Raw genomic sequence first — 17,599 nt, forward strand, 5'->3', positions numbered from 1 at the left:
GAAACTGTATCCGCAGGAGGATTTTTAGCAAGCTTATCTTATCAGTGTTTAACAAGAACCTTCAGCAGATCCCTGTCCTTCAGGATACCCAGGAGCTTCTGGTTTGCATTGACCACAGGCATCTGATCAATCCTGGCACGTTTCATTTTAAGTGCGCAGTCACTGACCTCTGAGATATAGGATGCTGTAATGGGCTCCTTGATCATAATATCCTTGACAACGATGTCCGGTACCTTTATTCTGGAAACACTGTAGTAAATGCTCATTGTATCTCTCATCGATTCCCAGGTCCATTCATCGTCATCAGAACCTGCTGACATATCTGACATTTCCACACTGTCCTCTATTATACTGGCATTGATCACATCCAGTTCAGAGATTATGCCTACAAGCTCCAGATCGGAATCCAGTATGGGTACAGCCTTTTTATGTGAGAGTTCCATGATCCTTGCAACAAGTGGAAGCGGAGTTTCACTCCAGACTGCAACAACACCATCATCAAGATATGGTCCGATCTGTTCTGTAATATCCAGATCTGCAATACTGGCAATTATATCTGCAATGGTCACCATACCTGCCAGGTTTCCATCAGTTACGACTGGAAGTCTTCGAATATTGTTCTCAAGAAGCAGCTTGGCTGCATCAACAATGTTTGCATCCGGGCTGACAGTAACCGGATCCCTTGTCATCAGCATTGCAATCTGCTCTTCTTCGGGGTTTTTCAGAAGATCGGTACGACTGACCACTCCTGTGACCTTACCCCCTTTAAGTATCGGGACACCTGATATTTTCTTGTCCTTGAGTATATTGAGAACTTCATCCCGTGATCCGGGAAGAGTTGCATATGCCACGTCCTTTACCATTATATCCTGAATAATTGTACTCTTTGGCACGTTTTTCAGCCCCTGTATAATTTTCATTCCTCTTTTTTGCCAGGTGTGCGTACCACAAATACCGGTATATTGGAACTGCGTATCACCTTTTCTGTTACACTTCCCAGCAGGAACCTGTCCAGTCCGCTCTTGCCATGGGTTCCCATGATGATAACATCAATATCGTTCTTATTGGCAAAATCTATAATCTCATGAGCAGGATGACCGTCCAGCATTACCTGCTCGACCTCGACTCCATTTTCTCCTGCAATATCCTCTATACTCTGAGTTGCTTTCCTGCCTTCTTCCTGCAGAAGTGAATACATCATTTCCCAGCCTGCGTCCATTGGAATGGATGCAAATGCTGCAGTGTCGATTACATATACAGCATACAGTCTGGCACCGCTCAGCCGTGCAAGTTCCACACCATACTCTACCGTGTGCTCGCTATGCTCAGACCCATCGGTGGCAATCAATATCTTTCTGTAAATTTCACTCATTAATCCCTCTCCTACTTATTATTTTGCATGAATTAAGATCATCAATATTAACTGTCTGATTCTTCCTTCCTTGCTCTGATATTTGTGTTACTGACAGATTACTGGAATCTATGTTCAGTATCATAAAGTTTACCCTAATACTAATATTTTCATCAGTGCCAGCCCGGACAAACAAAAATATTGCAGGAAATAGGCTCACACCTCATAAATATCTGTCTGTTGAAGGGTACTGAATAAGGTATTCAGCACAGATTATCAAATAACCGGATTGTTTGTCCTTTTGTGTTCTTTGGTCTTCACCTTTCTACTTTCATTCATTTTCCTGACCTGCCGGTGCAGGTACCACAAATACCGGAATTGTAGAACTGCGTATGACCTTTTCTGCCACACTGCCAAGAATGAATCGATTGAGTCCGCTTTTTCCATGGGTTCCCATGACGATGATATCAATGTCATTCTTACTGCTAAATTCTATTATCTCATGGGCCGGATGTCCCTCAAGCAGTACCTGCTCAACATCTACTCCTGCCCTGTCTGCAATATTTTCTACATTCCGGGTTGCCTGCTTGCCTTCCTCCTTGAGAAGCGAATACATGGTCTCCCATCCGGCATCGCTTTCCATCGGGATGGATGCAAAATCAGCAGTATCTACAACATATGCTGCATACAGCTTTGAACCACCAAGCCTTGCAAGTTCCACGCCGTATTTTATTGCATGTTCACTTAACTTTGAACCGTCTGTGGCAATCATTATTTTTCTGTAAATATCGCTTTCCATAGTGTATCTACCTGTTAATTTTTACATGAATTGGAATCAATGACTGCAAGAATATCATCAGGTCTTGCTCTTCTGACCACGCTGTTTAGAACATCGGCTGTACCTGATAAATTATTGGAATAACCGTTAAGTATCATAATATCTGCTCTGCAGTTTTCCTGTATCATACCTGTCCTCCCCTGCCCAAGTATTGATGCACCATTAATGGTGCACATCTTAAATACCTGCCTATCCTCAAGACCAAATACCTTTGAAAGTATTTCCATTTCTGCAAACATATTGACCGAATTAAGCATTACATTATCGGTTCCTATACCCACTTTTATTCCCATCTCAAGCATCTGCGCTACAGGTGCCATACCGGCTCCGGTTGTAAAATTTGATCTGGGACAGACAATTACTGGAATGTCAAGATCAGCTACAGTTTCAAGATCTTCTTTTAGTGCCCTTGTCATGTGTATCAGGAAATTCGGCTGAAGACCAAGTGTTGTGTCAATGCCCTTTCTTTCCTTTTCTGCACAGTGTATTGCAAAGATCTTTTTATGTTCTTTTGTACATTCTGCAATGGCTTCGATCAGTTCATGGTTCATATCATTTATACCACTGATTCCCATGCCATCTGCATGTTCCAGTATCCTTTCAACTTCCATAATAGTTTTATCCGTACCTCCCACATATCCTGAAGGCCTTCCAAGTATTGTATGATCTATATCTGTACTCTTAAGGGCATCCTTTAATGCAAGAACTCCTGGTAGTCCATTTTCTCTAAAATCTGCAAATGAACTGGTGCCTGTTGCCAGCATATCCTTCAATGAATATCGCATACCTTCAATCAGTTCCTGGGTGGATGTTTTCTGCAGTACTCTGTGTTTTAGTCCGTCAGGTGGTTTTACCAGAGAATCAAGGTCATGCTGGAGTATGAACCTGTCGTATTCTCCAAGAGGCGGGTCCTTGTATACTGAATCTGCTATATGCGTATGACAGTTTACAAAACAGGGAGTTATGATGTTTTGTGAATCCACCTTTTCTTCAGTTACCTTACTGATGATCCCATCCTTGATTGTTATGTACCCTTCGATCACTTCAAAATCCGGGCCATATAGGATCCTGCCTGGAACAATTTTCTCAGAAGACATAAATAGATAAAGTAATAGTGGTTGCTGTAGATATAATTAATGAATCATAATGTCGTTATATGTTAATGCTGATCTGTTAGGTAATGAATTTATCTATACAGACCGGCTTGATATGATTAAATTATCAAGATGGTAAATAATGGATTTGTCAGGTTCATCGCACATTCCATGTGAAAATGAGATTATCAAGCATCTGTCCAGTATTTCAGACGGACGAATTCCAGATACCTTTTTTTGTTCCCTTCTGGATAGTGACAGCTTTCATTCAGTGACACATAGTAACAGATTTCAAAACCTTCTGTTTGAAATATTCGGATCACTCTCAGCTGGTCCTCCGGTAAATTTTGACAGAATAAGAGCAGAGATCCCGGAGAATGATATGGTGGCTTCTGTCCAGAATGTAGATTCAGGGGTCGCAGTTGAACATACAGGTCACTGGAATGTACTCAGAAATAATGATGGATGGGAACTGATCCGAATTTATACTGGAAGCAGTGATATAGTAGTTAGGTTTGAGGAGCTGGCATGTGATGTTCTGGAAGAATTCTGTGAAGAGTGCCGTGAGTTCAGGCTTATCATACTCAGAGGTATGGGGCCCAGGGTATTCATGGATCATGATAGGGCAATACTTTATGCTGATCTCTTGGCAATGGCTGATGAGATATATCTAAAATACTGTCTCAGGAGGGAACTCCATCTCTGGAAATATCCTTCCAGTAACCTGAAAGATGCAATAATGGATTCATTGAAATGGGTGAGGTCAATAGGCAGGTCACTGGATATTTTCTTTGAAACACTGTCCATTGTATATGGAGTGGAGTGCAGTACCGGAAGCGATGATGATACAATAGCAGATTCCATCATCTCCAGGTTTTACAGCCAGGGTACTGACAGAAAAATTGCAGGCAGAATCCACTATTGCCCGGATGAGACTGGCCAGCCATGGATTATAATGGATTCACAGGTCAGATATCCATTAAGCACCAAGATCCCTGATATAGATTGCCTGAACTCTGTCAGGAAATGGACCTCCCGGGGTCTTGATATTATCCATGAGATGATCCGGGCCAGATCACTTGGAGAAAATGTTTTGCTTATAGGTGATGCAGGTACAGGTAAGGACTGGCTTGCAATGATGTATGGCAGAATCATGGGAGAAGATCCCATTGTTGTGTCTCTGTCAGAGGATATGGAGGGCCAGGAGCTGATAGCCTCCAGAGGTCTGGAAGCAGGGCTGACGGTCTGGGAATACAGTCAGATCGTGAATGCCTATGTGAACGGCAGGATCATTATCCTGGATGAGGTAAACAAGACCAGGCCAGGTGTATGTGCAATCCTGAATGAAATAATGGAAGCTCCTGAGCTTGAGATGCCTGACGGCAGCTGGGTCAGCCGGTGTGAGGGTTTCCAGATCATTGCCACCATGAATGAGGCTGGAGAGGAATACGGGGGATATGATATTGACCCGGATTTCCGGGACCGATTCGCAACCCTTATCCAGGTTGATGAACTGGATAAAAATCAGAGAATAGAATTTCTCAGGAAGGTATCCCATAGCATTGTACCCCGCAAATTCATAGAGGATCTGATTTCCCTCCAGGACACTATCAATAACAGTGGCCAGGTATGGAGAAAGATGTCACTCAGGGTTCTGGAACGGATCATAGAGGCCAGAAGAAGATATCCTGCAGAATCCCTTGCCTCACTCATAAGTTCTGAATATATGATCGGCAACTGGGAAAAAGGTCACGGTTTTGTTAACAGTGAGGTCCAGGGATTTGCTACAGATATGGAACGCAATTTCAGGTCATCAATTCTGTTTTCCTTCAGAAGGGGTCAGAATGTCAGGGACCCTTCGGGACAGAGGGAGTTGAGGGTGGTGCTTGTCGAGGGCAGGGTATGGCTCTGCTGTAAATGTCCAGACGGAATACAGGCTGAACCTCTTTCAGGTCCCATTCATCCTGTCAGTACAGTTAATGTCTCCACAGACCAGAATATGATACTTGCCATAGCAGGCAGTCAGATATGGGTCTGGTACACTGTGGACGGAGTTATATGGATCGCAGAGGGAATTGATCTCTCAGATCCTGCATCACCGCAATGTTCTGGTTCAACTACAGATCTCAGTAATCCAATAAATATCGGCTCTCAAACAGCATCAACCCTGCCTGCTCCCATCCTGAAGAACAGTTCTCTGGTAAGTGGCAGTATCAGAATTCCTGCAGGCAATGAATCCGATGATTGTCCAGGTCCGGTATATGGATATTATGAAAAGGAAACTCCTACTGGTAACAGAATTCTTCATCAGGTACTGCTGGGTCTGTCCATGGACCGCAATGTGCTGCTGGTGGGACCTGTGGGTACAGGAAAGAGCTGGCTGAGCAAGGCTGTTTTCCGGATGCTTGAGAAGAAAGTGGAGCATATGTCACTGCATGAGGGTACCACTGTACAGGATCTTATGGTCTGGCAGAAGACGGTACGGGTGAAGGATGAACTCTCCCTTGAACTTGAACTCTCGCCTCTGGTACGGGCTGCTGTTGAGGGCAGGCCATGTATTGTGGATGAGGTGAACAGGGCATCTGCGGGTGTGCTGGCAGTACTGAATCATATTCTGCAATTCAGGGAGGTCATTCTACCAAAAAGGATCCAGATAGATGGAAAGTTAACTGACAGGCTCCGGGTCAGGCAAGGGTTCAACCTGATAATGACAATGAACCCGCCCCAGCAGCACCTTGAGGTGAACCGGATGCTTGCTGATTTTATGGACCGCATGTATTGTGTCCGGGTTGATCATCTGCCACCGGATGAGGAGCTTGGAATGCTTAAGATGATATGGGAACATGCAGGCGGCCTGGTGGATGGTTCTGTTGAAAGGGATCTGGAAATCCTTGTACGCATTGCTTCTGAGACCCGCAAGGAGGCTGAGGAGTATATAAGGCCCATCAGCACCAGGGCGCTTGAGAGAATGGTACACTTTAGACAGAAATACCCTGATCATCAATGGGCTGACATTCTGTGTATGATGACAGGTATTGAAGGTGCTGTGGATCAAAAAAGAAGACAGAGATTTTATGGATACTGGAATGATGGTAGTGGCTGCAGTCTGCCTCAATCCGGATCCTGTTCCATCAGTATCAGTGATGATTCAGAGGAAGCTGAAATAGGTGGCATAAGATGGGGCAGGAAGAATGCGGATATCTGTAGCAGGTACTTTGGTGGAATTGATCAGAATGATCGTATCATTGAGCTGATGACAAAAATGCGTGACATGGAGTCCCATGTGCTTCTTGTTGGAGAAGCGGGTACTGGCAAGGACTGGCTTGCCCTTGCCTATGGCGAGCTTATGGGTGAGGAACCTGTGGTGGTCTCACTGTCAGAGGAGGTGGAGGGCCAGGAACTGATCGCATCCAGAGGACTTGAGGAAGGGATCACGGTCTGGGAATACAGTCATATTGTAGAAGCCTATGAAAGGGGCGAGATTATAATTATTGATGAGGTGACCCGTACCAGACCGGGTGTTCGTGCAATTCTCAATGAGATCATGGAATCTCCTGAACTTGAAATGCCTGATGGCAGGTGGGTCCAGAGGGGTGAGGGTTTCCAGATAATTGCTACCATGAATGAGGTTAAGGAAGGATATGAGGGCTATGAGCTTGGCGAGGACTTTGAGGACAGGTTTGGTGCTATTATTGAGGTACAGGAACTGGCAAAGACTGAAAAGATGAATTTTTTAAGAAGAGTGGCCCAGGGAAGGCTGCCGGATACAACCCTGTCCCAGCTCATCGATTTTCAGGAAGAGGTGAATTCCAGCAGTGATGTATGGAGAAAACTGTCCCTCAGGGTCCTTGAGAGAATTGTTGAAATGAAGACAGAGTATCCGGATGAGAGAATTGGTGATATTATACTCTCAGAGTTTATGATAGGGGAGTGGGAAAGTGGAAGAGGTACTGTTGAAAAGATGATAGCAGCACTGCCTGAAGAGCTGGCAGGAAGAAGTGACTGGACAATTGGCAACAGTATTGAATATCCAGGATCACAGGCATTGGAAATGTCATTTTCTGATGATGGCCATATTCTTGCTGTTCTGGACCGCTCGGGATCTGTATATGTATCCAGGATCCATCCTGGAAAACAGATGCAATGGCAGAAACTTGAAAGAGATTCTGATTATAAGGACTCTCTGATACTTTCTGGTAACGGGGACTTTATCGCAGTAAAAGGAGAGTACAGGGCTGCTGATATCTGGCAGAAATGTGGTGAATCCTGGAAGAGAGTAGATGTATCCATGGAACACGCAGGAAGAATTTCAGGGATATATCCTGCCTATGATGGACGCTGTTTTTTTGTAGTTACTTACAGGGGAGCGGTACTTGTATGGACCAGGGATGAACACGCAAACTTTGAAGGAGAGGGTGTACTGCTAAAGGAAGAGGGTACCAGGATCAGATTTGGTTCTCTTGCGGGAGACAGTGAGGTGTTTGCTGCAGGAGATGATGAGGGTACTGTCAGAGTCTGGTACAGGTCCAGAGAAGGTGACTTTTCAGCAGATTATATGGAATCAGCCAGACCAGGGGATGTCATGACAGCAGGCAGCTGGTCACCGGATTTACAGGTTCTTGCATGTGCAGGACTTTCAGGCAATGTATATGTGATGTATAGAAAAAAAGATTGCAGCCATGGTGAATGGAAGCGACTGGAGGGGCCAGGACAGGATATGGTGTTCTGCTCATGGTCTGGAAATGGTGATTATCTTATTGCAGGTGGTGGCAGGGGAGAGATTTTCCTCTGGTGCAGGTATGATCTGGTCAATATCCCTGGAAAGAGACTTGAAGGGCCTTCAGGGGATCTCACACAGTGTACCCGGTCTGCAGATTCATCAACCATTGCAGCCACCGGCCATGATTATAAGGTCTATTTATGGGGTGTAAAATCAGGATCCTGTGAAGTTGTTGCCAGTGAACTTAAAGTATCTGATAACCTGCAGAGAATGCAGAGGATATGGCTGTCTGAAAACGGGCAGTATCTTATAGGACACTCCATGAATGGGGGCATCTATATGTGGTCCAGGTCGGTTCACAGTGGCTGGAGACCTGAGTACAGCAGATTGTCCTGTGCAGGTGAATGCAGTGAATTCCTGAGCTGTGAATACTTGAAAGAGCATGTTTTTGCAGCAGATGAGAGTGGTGGTCTGTACCAGTGGACACTTCCTTCCCGGGGTCTAGATGTTCTGGAATCTGCTCTGGAAAACGCTGAACAGGAGAGTCTTGCTCCGGAGATTGGTAATGACCTGCTGGTTAGTGGCAGTGTGAGCCTTGAGAGAGAATCCAGAGAACAGGATGATAAAGCTACATTTGATTATTTATCAAAACAAACTCCTTCAAATGACCGGACCCTGCACAGGATCATGATGGGACTTGCACTGAATCGCAATATTCTTCTGGTGGGTCCTGTGGGATCAGGTAAGAGCTGGATTGCCAAGTCAGTTTTCGGTTTGCTCAACAAGAGGATTGAGCACATGTCCCTGCACGAGGGTTCTACAGAGCTTGATCTTACTGCCTGGCAGAAAACTGAGAGACGGGGTCGGGATATATCCCTGGAGATGGAAATCTCACCTCTTGTAAGAGCTGCTATAGATGGCAGACCCTGTGTAATTGAGGGGGTTAATCGAATCTCCTCAGGTGTTCTGGCAGTGCTCAACCATGCCCTGCAGTTTAAGGAGATAATTCTTCCAAAGCGTATCAGGATAGGTTCTGAAATGACTGATACCATAAAGGCAGAAGAGGGATTCCAGCTGGTTATGACCGCCATTCCTCCTGGAGGCCTTGTGGATGTAAATCCTTTCATGGCGGATTTTATGGACCGAATGTTCACAGTTGAGGTTGATTACCTGCCACCATCAGAGGAGGCAGGGCTGCTGGAAGGTATCTGGCACAATGAAAGTAATGAACAGGTTGATCCCGGGACAGGCAGAATGATCAGGGAGCTTGTGGAAATGGCTGATCGCAGACGCAGGCTTGCCCGCCAGAACTTCAGGCGTACCATTACCACAAGGACACTTGAGAGGGTTATCAGGTTCAGACAGAAATATCCTGGAATCCACTGGATGGACATACTTGGCATGATGTGCGGTGTTGAGGGTGCTGTGGACCAGGAGCAGATAAGGGTGTGGAAGATCGGATGGGAGGCAAAGTTTGGAGAGCAGGATCAGCTGCTCCCTGCACCGTTGATCGTCCTGCACAGTGACAGAAACAGGGTGACCATAGGTGATCTTACCTGGCAGCGAATGGATACTGATGTAGAGTGCAGATATATTGAGGGAATTGATCAGAATGACCGTATCATTGAGCTGATGGCAAAGATGCGTGACATGCAGTCCCATGTGCTTCTTGTTGGAGAAGCGGGTACAGGCAAGGACTGGCTTGCCCTTGCCTATGGCGAGCTCATGGGTGAGGAACCTGTGGTGGTTTCACTGTCAGAGGAGGTGGAGGGGCAGGACCTGATAGCAATGAGAGGCTTAAGAGCAGGCATTACTGTCTGGGAATACAGTCATATTGTGGATGCTTATGAGAATGGCAGGATCGTTATTCTGGATGAGGTGACCCGTGCAAGACCAGGAGTTCGTGCAATTCTCAATGAGATCATGGAAGCTGAAAGGCTTGAGATGCCTGACGGCAGGTGGATCCAGAGGGCGGAGGGTTTCCAGATCATTGCCACCATGAATGAGGTCAAGGAAGGATATGAGGGCTATGAGCTTGGCGAGGATTTTGAGGACAGGTTCGGTGCTATTGTTGAGGTACAGGAACTTCCGGAATCTGAGAAGAGAAAGTTTCTTGAACGGGTTTCCAGGGACAGGGTTAACAGTGGAATACTGGACTCTCTTTTAAAGCTTCAGGAAACTGTGAATTCAGAGGAGACTGTATGGCGGAGAATGTCCCAGAGAGTACTGGAGCGGATTGTGGAAGATATTGCCAGATATCCTGATGAACCGCCTGAAGACATTATTCATTCTGAATTCATGCTGGGTGAATGGGAGGAGGGGTACGGATATGTTGTGGATGCAGTAGAATCAATGGTTTGCAGTCTCGGGAATGTACGGGTTAATGGTAATAAATCTAAAAAACCGTCTCCTGTATACATAGATGACCTGCTGGTCAGCGGAGATGTCCGGCTGAAGGTGGGCAGTGAGCCTGATACCTGCCCTGACCCTGAATATGAATATCATGATAAACAGACCCCTTCCAATGATCGTGTTCTGCACAGGATACTGCTGGGCATTTCAATGAACCGCAATGTGCTCCTGATAGGGCCTTCAGGATGCGGAAAGAGCTGGATGACCCGGGCTGTGTTCAGGCTTTTGAGAACCAAGATTGAACATATGTCTCTGCATGAGGCAACAACAGTACAGGATCTGACTGTCTGGCAGAAGACTGTGAGAAGAAAGGGTGAGATGTTTATAGAACTTGAACTATCGCCTCTGGTACGGGCTGCTGTTGAGGGCAGGCCGTGTGTTGTGGATGATGTGAACAGGGCATCTCCCGGCGTGCTGGCAGTTCTCAACCATGCCCTGCAGTTTAAGGAGATTGTGCTTCCCAGAGGGATTGAGGTATCAGATGCTGGTATTCCTTCAGGAAGGGATGTGCGCAAAATCAGGGCAAAGGAAGGATTCCAGCTGATAATGACTGCAAATGTACCGGAGGATGGCAGTGGTGTGAACCAGATGATGGCTGATTTTATGGATCGGATGTATTCTGTTGACATGCATTATCTGCCACAGTGTGAGGAAACGGATCTCATGATGGCAATCCTGGGTTTTGAGGACAGAAATATGCGCAATGAACTTGAGCTTCTGGTTGATTTTGTGAATTATCTTAGAGAAAGTGGTGAAGGTCCCACTTTCAGGAGCATGGAGAGAATTGTAGAAAACCTGAGGACCTATCCATACCAGGATATCAGGTTGCTTCTTGAACGTGAACTGAGAATCGGGTTCAGGTCTGAGGAGGAACAGGAGATGTTTACAGAGTTTATGGAATCATGTAATCTGGATAGGGCTCTCAGGTCTGTGTATGAAAATCCAGTATCTGGCTGTACATGGAATGAGCTTATCTATCACGCTTTTGATATTTCACTACCAGTGTCCATGGATGACCTGAATTCATATGATCCTGCAAGATGGTGGGAAGCAGGAGATCCTGATGATTATCAGCAGGCAAGGGCAAGGAAGAGGTACAGGATACTTGTGAAACTGCTGCACATGGTCACAGGACTTGATATTTCCCTGAATCCCTGGTCAAAGGCCAGGGTTTTAGATAAAGATAAGCCTTCATGGGGTTGTGTTTTTGATCGACGGTCCAGGATGGTGAAGGAGGTATTTTTCTCACCATGGGATATTATTTACAGGGAAGATGAGCAGAGTCTGTACGGACTGCTGTTCCATGAGATATTTGAGATACTCTACCGCAGGCCGGCTGCATTTGATGAAGAGTTTCTATCAAAACCTGGTGCCAATGCTCTTATCAATGGTATAGGTGATATCTGGATAAATCGCAGGGGTATGAGTGAGTTTCCTGGAACCAGAAAATGGATAATGGCACTCTACAGGCAGAGTATGGATTCAGGAGAATATCCTGCTCTGGCCTATCTCCAGTTCATTTCTGCAGTTGTGTATGAATGGATATTCCAGGAGAGGGATCCCAGGGTAGCTGACAGGGATGTTATCAATGCACTTGATTCTCTGAGGGAGACTTTTGAGAGAATATACAGTACAGACAGTGAAGATGAATATATCAGCCTGATTCACCGGCTTTACAGTTGCAGGGATTTCCAGTACCTTGTAGAGAAATCGGTTGAGGAGAAGGTCAGAATGCAGGGAATTGATCTCTGGGCCGGTGACTGGAAGATGGCTGGAGGTGTCAGAGAGGATCTTTTAAGGAGTGCAGCTGCCGGAATGGTTGAGCAGGAGAGGACAGGTGGTAAAGCTGTGGATGAGAATGGAAGACAGCTCAACCAGAAGGAACTTGAGGAGCTTCGCAGGGCTTTGCTGGAATCTGTGAGGGCAGCCAGGGAAGAGCTTGAGCGCCTTGACGAGGAGAGGGAACAGGAACGTGTGGAGGCTGAACTTAAGAGGGCTGAGATTGCAAGGGAGGAGAGGGAACTTGAAGGAATCTCTGAGAAGGAGCAGCAGGAGTATTCTCTAAGATATGAGAAGGTTTCGGAACATATCAAGCAGATGAGGGAGAGATTCAGGGAGATATACAGGCATGAGAGGGGTGTTTGGAAGCGCCGACTGTCCAGGGGCAGACTTGACAGTACACAGCTTGCGTCCCTTGTTGCAGGAGATGACCGGGTGTTCATGAAACGGGAACAGCCTGAGAGGTATATGGTCCGGATTTCTCTGCTGGTGGATCAGAGTGCCAGCATGCAGGGTGAGAAGATCGATCATGTGGCTGATGCTGTCCTGATGCTGCTGGCTGCTATACAGAGGGATCAGAGAAAGGGAGTTCAGGTGGAGGTTGTGGGATTTCATGATGACAGTCCAATGGAGATATATCTTAAGTATGGTGAGAAGATCACCAAGAAAAAGATTATCAGGGTTGTCAATCAGGTGGCAGGGACAATGGGTCGAAACAATGACCTGCAGGCAATATACTATGCCTTTGAGAGGATCCCTTCTGCAAGTAAAAGGGCCCTGAACCTTATCATCCACTTCTCTGATGGTGATCCCAACCAGCAGTTCGATCGTGACCAGTTCAGGGATCTTATTAACAGAAATCCCCATATCAACGTCGTTGGGTTTGGGATTGGAGGTGAGGGTGCTGATTTTGTACTGGACCTGTATCCTGAGGGCCAGGCAGCAACTGCTGATAATGCTTCTGAGATACCTGAGAAGCTCAGCTCACTCATACAGGGATATGTGAGAAGACGCTGATTTGTACACAGTGAAGATGCATCACGCCATATTTATATCTGATAACGTCCATTTGTCAGGTCAATCGTATTTTTAGGTCCTTGCAGGAGACTATGGCACACAGCCTTTCTGTGACTGTACAGACAACCTCAATACGGTACACAAAAAATGCGATAATGCCCGGCACGAGGGTAACTGGGAGTGACTGCGGATAGTCCAGTGGATGATCTCCCGGAGTTAGTGCGTCGGGCTACAGCATCAACTCTCTGGTTCTACGTGACATGAGTGACCTTTAGCAGTGCTTTTCCTGCTGTATTAAAATTTAAGATTAAGTGATATGAATGGTGCATATATGTCCAAGGTGTGGTGGCAGGATGAATCGCTGGAGACTTCCTCTGGTGAGAAGAACAGATATGATGCAGAAGAAGAATATTATCTACAAATGCCTGTCATGCGGTTATGAGCAGGAATTTTTTGAGTGACTTCTGATCAATGACGGATCAGAGCATATAGACCTCTTCGTTTGGATGGATGACTATTCCCTCTGAGGTTATGTCATAGGGGTGAAGTTTTTTGCTGTGATCTGAACCACGCATCTTGTAGACCTCGATGCTTCTGGAGCGTACATTGTCCTGCCTGTGGTAATTGAGCATTATTGTACCTTCGGTCACGAAATTCTCCACTCCAAACCTTGAGACCTCGTTCTCATAGAGGGTTTCACAGGTCATCATTGACGTCAGGCCAAGTATCTCCAGGGTTGCACTAAGTTTTAGAAGCTCCACCCTGATCTTTGGCGGGTCCTGTATCTGGAATCCAAGGGCTGTACTGGAGTCTATGAGTGCACGTTTTGCATTGGTCTCTTCCTGGGCTGTAATGATCTGATCGATCATTGAACGCATGTCGAAGGGTCGCACATCCACAAATTTTTCCTGGGACGGAATTCCAATCTTTGTGGAGCTGGCATCAATAATGGCCAGCTTGCCTTCATCTTCCAGTGCTTCCAGATCCCAGCCGAAGGTGGCAACGTTTTCCCTGATATGCTCGGGTTTTTCCTCGGTGGCCACTATGAGTCCGTTTTCATTATATTTTACAATACCATTGTAGATGAACTGGATTGCAAAGTTTGTCTTTCCGGCACCGGAATTCCCGGAGACCAGGTAAGTGCGGTCACGCAGCATTCCGCCTCCGCATATATCATCAAAACCCTCTATTCCGGTCTTGACCCGGTTTGCCTCATCACCCATTGAAATGTTTTCGCCGAAACTGTTGCCAGGGATATTATCAATCAAATGAATCTCTCCTATCGCTGAAATCCTATGTGCGCAGCATGGATCAGATAATGGTTATTTCCAATCAGGTATTCTATGCAGATTATGGGAATTGCAGATATAAACCTATTGCTGATCTGAACCGCTTCTGATCTGCAAATCCTGAAAAATCAAATACTTCTGACAATGCAATTGTGTACATATATTTAGGATCTGTGTTCAGAAACATTGATTAGAAACAAAATTACTGTTAAAATAACATTGTATATATTGTCGTCATTTGTCGATAAAATCAACGGTATTTGCATTCAAAAACTTTAAAAACAATTAAAATGACCACAAAAGATTTAAAACTAAAGGCAATATCTGTATCTGTTACTCAATATGACGGGATTTTAACGGGGGAATATCATATTTCGACAATACATGTCAGTAAGCCTGTTTTTTTACTGCGTGAATTGTCCGGACATATGATCTTCACGTGTACACAGGATGTACACACTCACACCTCCAGTAAATCCGGGGTACATAACTGAATAAACTAATAGAATAAACCAATCCAAATGGGGGAAACTAAATGAAAAAAATAGCAATTACGCTGGTTGCCCTGATGCTCATGTCACTGTTTGTGGCTGGCTTTGCCAACGCAGACAATGACTATCTTGAAGAACTTGAGATCAGGGGACCCGCCTGGAATTTAACAGGCGCAGATGCAAATGAAATATTCGTCGCGAATGCAACTAATTTTGCTGGCTTCTGGTATGATATCGATGATGATGAATCCAGTGAAGAACTCTGGATATATAAGAACAGAACTACAGCCAGAACTCTGGGTGATGACCCAAGTGCTGTAGAATATATATCCACTGTAGTCCCAGGAATAAAACCTGAATTTGATTTCAGGGATCCTGACAACGCATCTGAATTATTTACATATGAAAAAATCGGATTCCTTGCAGAGGAATATGTTCCAATTGCACAGGGACAGACCGACAAGCTATCAAAACTTTTGATGGACTCTGATACAAGGTACACTCTGCGTACAGGTCAGACACTGGAACTTGCAGATGGCTATGCAATCACACCACTGCAGATCGATGTAGATGGTAACAAGGTCTGGCTTGAATTGACAAAAGACGGTGAATTCCTTGATGATAAGATCATTGATGTAAGGTCAGCTACAGGTGCTCAGGCAAGTCAGGCCAAACAGGACCGTACCTGGTACTATGAACAGGACATAATGGATGAGGATGATATTCTCACACTGATGGTTCATGTAGAACAGGTCTTCCAGGGTACTGTTGACAGTCTTGTTGTAATTGAGGGTATCTGGCAGATCGAAGATGATGGTCTTGAACTTGAAACAGGTGACAGATTCGGTAGAATGGAAATTGATGATGTTGGTGACAATGTAATAAGAATGGCACTTGATACAACCATCACACTCAGACGTGACAGTACCCAGCACCTTATGCAGGATCTGTACTTTAGAGTCGCAGACGATGCTGCCAACATTAGATTCTACCTGATGCAGCGTATCACAGAGCCTGGTACCTATGAGGTCAGAGGAACAGTTGCAAATGTAACTGCAACAGAATGGTTCAACTGGACTGCAACTGGATTTGATGTTGCGGGTCTGGAAGGTATGGTGACTGAAGGTTATTCATTTGCTGGTTTCTGGTATGATCTGGATGAAGATCTGCATTCAGAACTTCTGGCAGTTCATGTCGATGACAGAACCCTCCGTGCAGATGATGATGAAGTGGTCTACTATTCCAGAATACAGGAAGGTCTGGACCCTGAATTTGATTTCAGAGACCCTGACAACGCAACTGAACCGTTCAAATATGAGAAAATCGGATTCCTTGCAGATGAATATGTTCCAATTATTCCAGGACAGACCGACAAGCTATCAAAACTTTTGATGGATTCTGATACAAGGTACACTCTGCGTACAGGTCAGACACTGGAACTTGCAGATGGCTATGCAATTACACCACTTCAGATTGATGTAGATGGTAACAAGGTCTGGCTTGAACTTACCAAAGACGGTGATTTCCTTGATGATAAGATCATTGATGTAAGGTCAGCTACAGGTGCTCAGGCAAGTCAGGCCAAACAGGACCGTACATGGTACTATGAACAGGACATAATGGATGAAGATGATGTTCTCACACTGATAGTTCATGTAGAACAGGTCTTCCAGGGTACTATTGACAGCCTTGTTGTGATCGAAGGTATCTGGCAGATTGAGGACGATGGTCTTGAACTTGAAACAGGTGATAGATTCGGTAGAATGGAAGTTGATGCTGTTGGTGACGATGAAATCAGAATGACACTGGATTCCAACATCAACCTGAGAAGAGACAGCACCCAGCATGTAATGGGCAACATCTACTTCAAGGTTGCAGATTCTCCTGACATCAGATTCTACCCATTCGTGGAGAGAACTGTAGGCGAACCGGTAGTACCTGTTGACGAAGAACCAGTTGCAGCATTTACTGCAAATCCAACAAGAGGTGTTGCACCACTGACTGTAACCTTCACTGACCAGTCAGAGTATGCAGTGAACTATCTCTGGGACTTTGGAGATGGTACAACCTCAACTGATCCAAGCCCAACCCATACCTATGAGGAAATTGGTACATACACTGTCACACTGACAGTTACCAATGATGTAGGCGAGGACAGTGCAGAGAGGACAATCACAGTTACTGAGGAAGAGATCCTTGAACCTGTAGCTGCCTTTACAGCACAGCCACAGGAAGGAGAAGCTCCACTTACTGTGACCTTCACTGACCAGTCTGAGCATGCAGTAAGCTACCAGTGGGACTTTGGTGATGGTACAACCTCAACCGATGCAAGCCCAACCCATACCTATGAAGAGGCAGGCGAGTACACTGTCACACTGACCGTTGAGAACGAGATCGGTGAAACAGATTCTGCACAGAGGACAATCACAGTCCAGGAGCCAGAACCAACACCCGGCTTTGAGATCGTGTTTGCCATTGCAGGAATTCTGGCAGTTGCCTTCCTTGTGAAAAGGTACAGAAAATAAACTAAATTCGGATGAATGATTCATCCTGAAGGGATAATAAATCCCTTCAATTTTTTTTAATAAACTTTTCTTATTATATTCCA

8 protein-coding genes are annotated in these 17,599 nt (G+C 45.4%); 3 read left to right on the top strand and 5 right to left on the bottom strand.

Going from position 1 to position 17,599, the window contains the following annotated elements; translation table 11 throughout:
* Window positions 1-41: 41 nt before the first annotated feature.
* The 4 genes from MZHIL_RS00980 to MZHIL_RS01000 form a co-directional block, all read right to left on the bottom strand.
* Window positions 42-920, bottom strand: a complete 879-nt coding sequence (locus tag MZHIL_RS00980; protein WP_013897506.1) for a CBS domain-containing protein — start codon at window positions 918-920, stop codon at window positions 42-44.
* The gene (locus MZHIL_RS00985; protein WP_013897507.1) at window positions 917-1,372 is read right to left on the bottom strand and encodes a universal stress protein; all 456 of its coding nucleotides are present in this window, start codon (window positions 1,370-1,372) and stop codon (window positions 917-919) included. Before MZHIL_RS00985 ends, MZHIL_RS00980 begins: the two co-directional genes overlap by 4 nt.
* Before the next feature lie 310 nt (window positions 1,373-1,682).
* The gene (locus tag MZHIL_RS00995) at window positions 1,683-2,150 is read right to left on the bottom strand and encodes a universal stress protein (RefSeq protein ID WP_013897508.1); all 468 of its coding nucleotides are present in this window, start codon (window positions 2,148-2,150) and stop codon (window positions 1,683-1,685) included.
* Between the two features lie 14 nt (window positions 2,151-2,164).
* Window positions 2,165-3,286, bottom strand: a complete 1,122-nt coding sequence (locus tag MZHIL_RS01000) for an amidohydrolase family protein (RefSeq protein ID WP_013897509.1) — start codon at window positions 3,284-3,286, stop codon at window positions 2,165-2,167.
* Window positions 3,287-3,425: 139 nt separating this feature from the next.
* On the opposite strand from MZHIL_RS01000, the gene MZHIL_RS01005 reads away from it, so the two are divergent.
* On the top strand, window positions 3,426-13,211 hold the full coding sequence (locus tag MZHIL_RS01005) for an AAA family ATPase (RefSeq protein ID WP_013897510.1): 9,786 nt from the start codon (window positions 3,426-3,428) through the stop codon (window positions 13,209-13,211).
* Between the two features lie 320 nt (window positions 13,212-13,531).
* The gene (locus MZHIL_RS10430) at window positions 13,532-13,672 is read left to right on the top strand and encodes a zinc ribbon domain-containing protein (protein ID WP_157209606.1); all 141 of its coding nucleotides are present in this window, start codon (window positions 13,532-13,534) and stop codon (window positions 13,670-13,672) included.
* Window positions 13,673-13,690: 18 nt separating this feature from the next.
* Here MZHIL_RS10430 and MZHIL_RS01010 read toward each other — a convergent pair whose 3' ends face one another.
* Window positions 13,691-14,479, bottom strand: coding sequence for an ATPase domain-containing protein (locus tag MZHIL_RS01010; RefSeq protein ID WP_013897511.1), 789 nt, complete (start codon window positions 14,477-14,479; stop codon window positions 13,691-13,693).
* Between the two features lie 556 nt (window positions 14,480-15,035).
* Here MZHIL_RS01010 and MZHIL_RS01015 point away from each other — a divergent pair.
* Window positions 15,036-17,516 (top strand): S-layer protein domain-containing protein, encoded by a 2,481-nt coding sequence (locus MZHIL_RS01015; RefSeq protein ID WP_013897512.1) that lies wholly within the window; start codon window positions 15,036-15,038, stop codon window positions 17,514-17,516.
* Window positions 17,517-17,599 lie beyond the last annotated feature (83 nt).

The organism is Methanosalsum zhilinae DSM 4017 (assembly GCF_000217995.1).
GTDB classification, from domain to species: domain Archaea; phylum Halobacteriota; class Methanosarcinia; order Methanosarcinales; family Methanosarcinaceae; genus Methanosalsum; species Methanosalsum zhilinae.

Coding starts and splice junctions, on each gene's coding strand:
- MZHIL_RS00985 (WP_013897507.1), bottom strand. CDS start 1,372: ATGAGTGAAATTTACAGAAAGATATTGATTGCCACCGATGGGTCTGAG.
- MZHIL_RS00980 (WP_013897506.1), bottom strand. CDS start 920: ATGAAAATTATACAGGGGCTGAAAAACGTGCCAAAGAGTACAATTATT.
- MZHIL_RS01005 (WP_013897510.1), top strand. CDS start 3,426: ATGGATTTGTCAGGTTCATCGCACATTCCATGTGAAAATGAGATTATC.
- MZHIL_RS01015 (WP_013897512.1), top strand. CDS start 15,036: ATGAAAAAAATAGCAATTACGCTGGTTGCCCTGATGCTCATGTCACTG.
- MZHIL_RS10430 (WP_157209606.1), top strand. CDS start 13,532: ATGGTGCATATATGTCCAAGGTGTGGTGGCAGGATGAATCGCTGGAGA.
- MZHIL_RS00995 (WP_013897508.1), bottom strand. CDS start 2,150: ATGGAAAGCGATATTTACAGAAAAATAATGATTGCCACAGACGGTTCA.
- MZHIL_RS01000 (WP_013897509.1), bottom strand. CDS start 3,286: ATGTCTTCTGAGAAAATTGTTCCAGGCAGGATCCTATATGGCCCGGAT.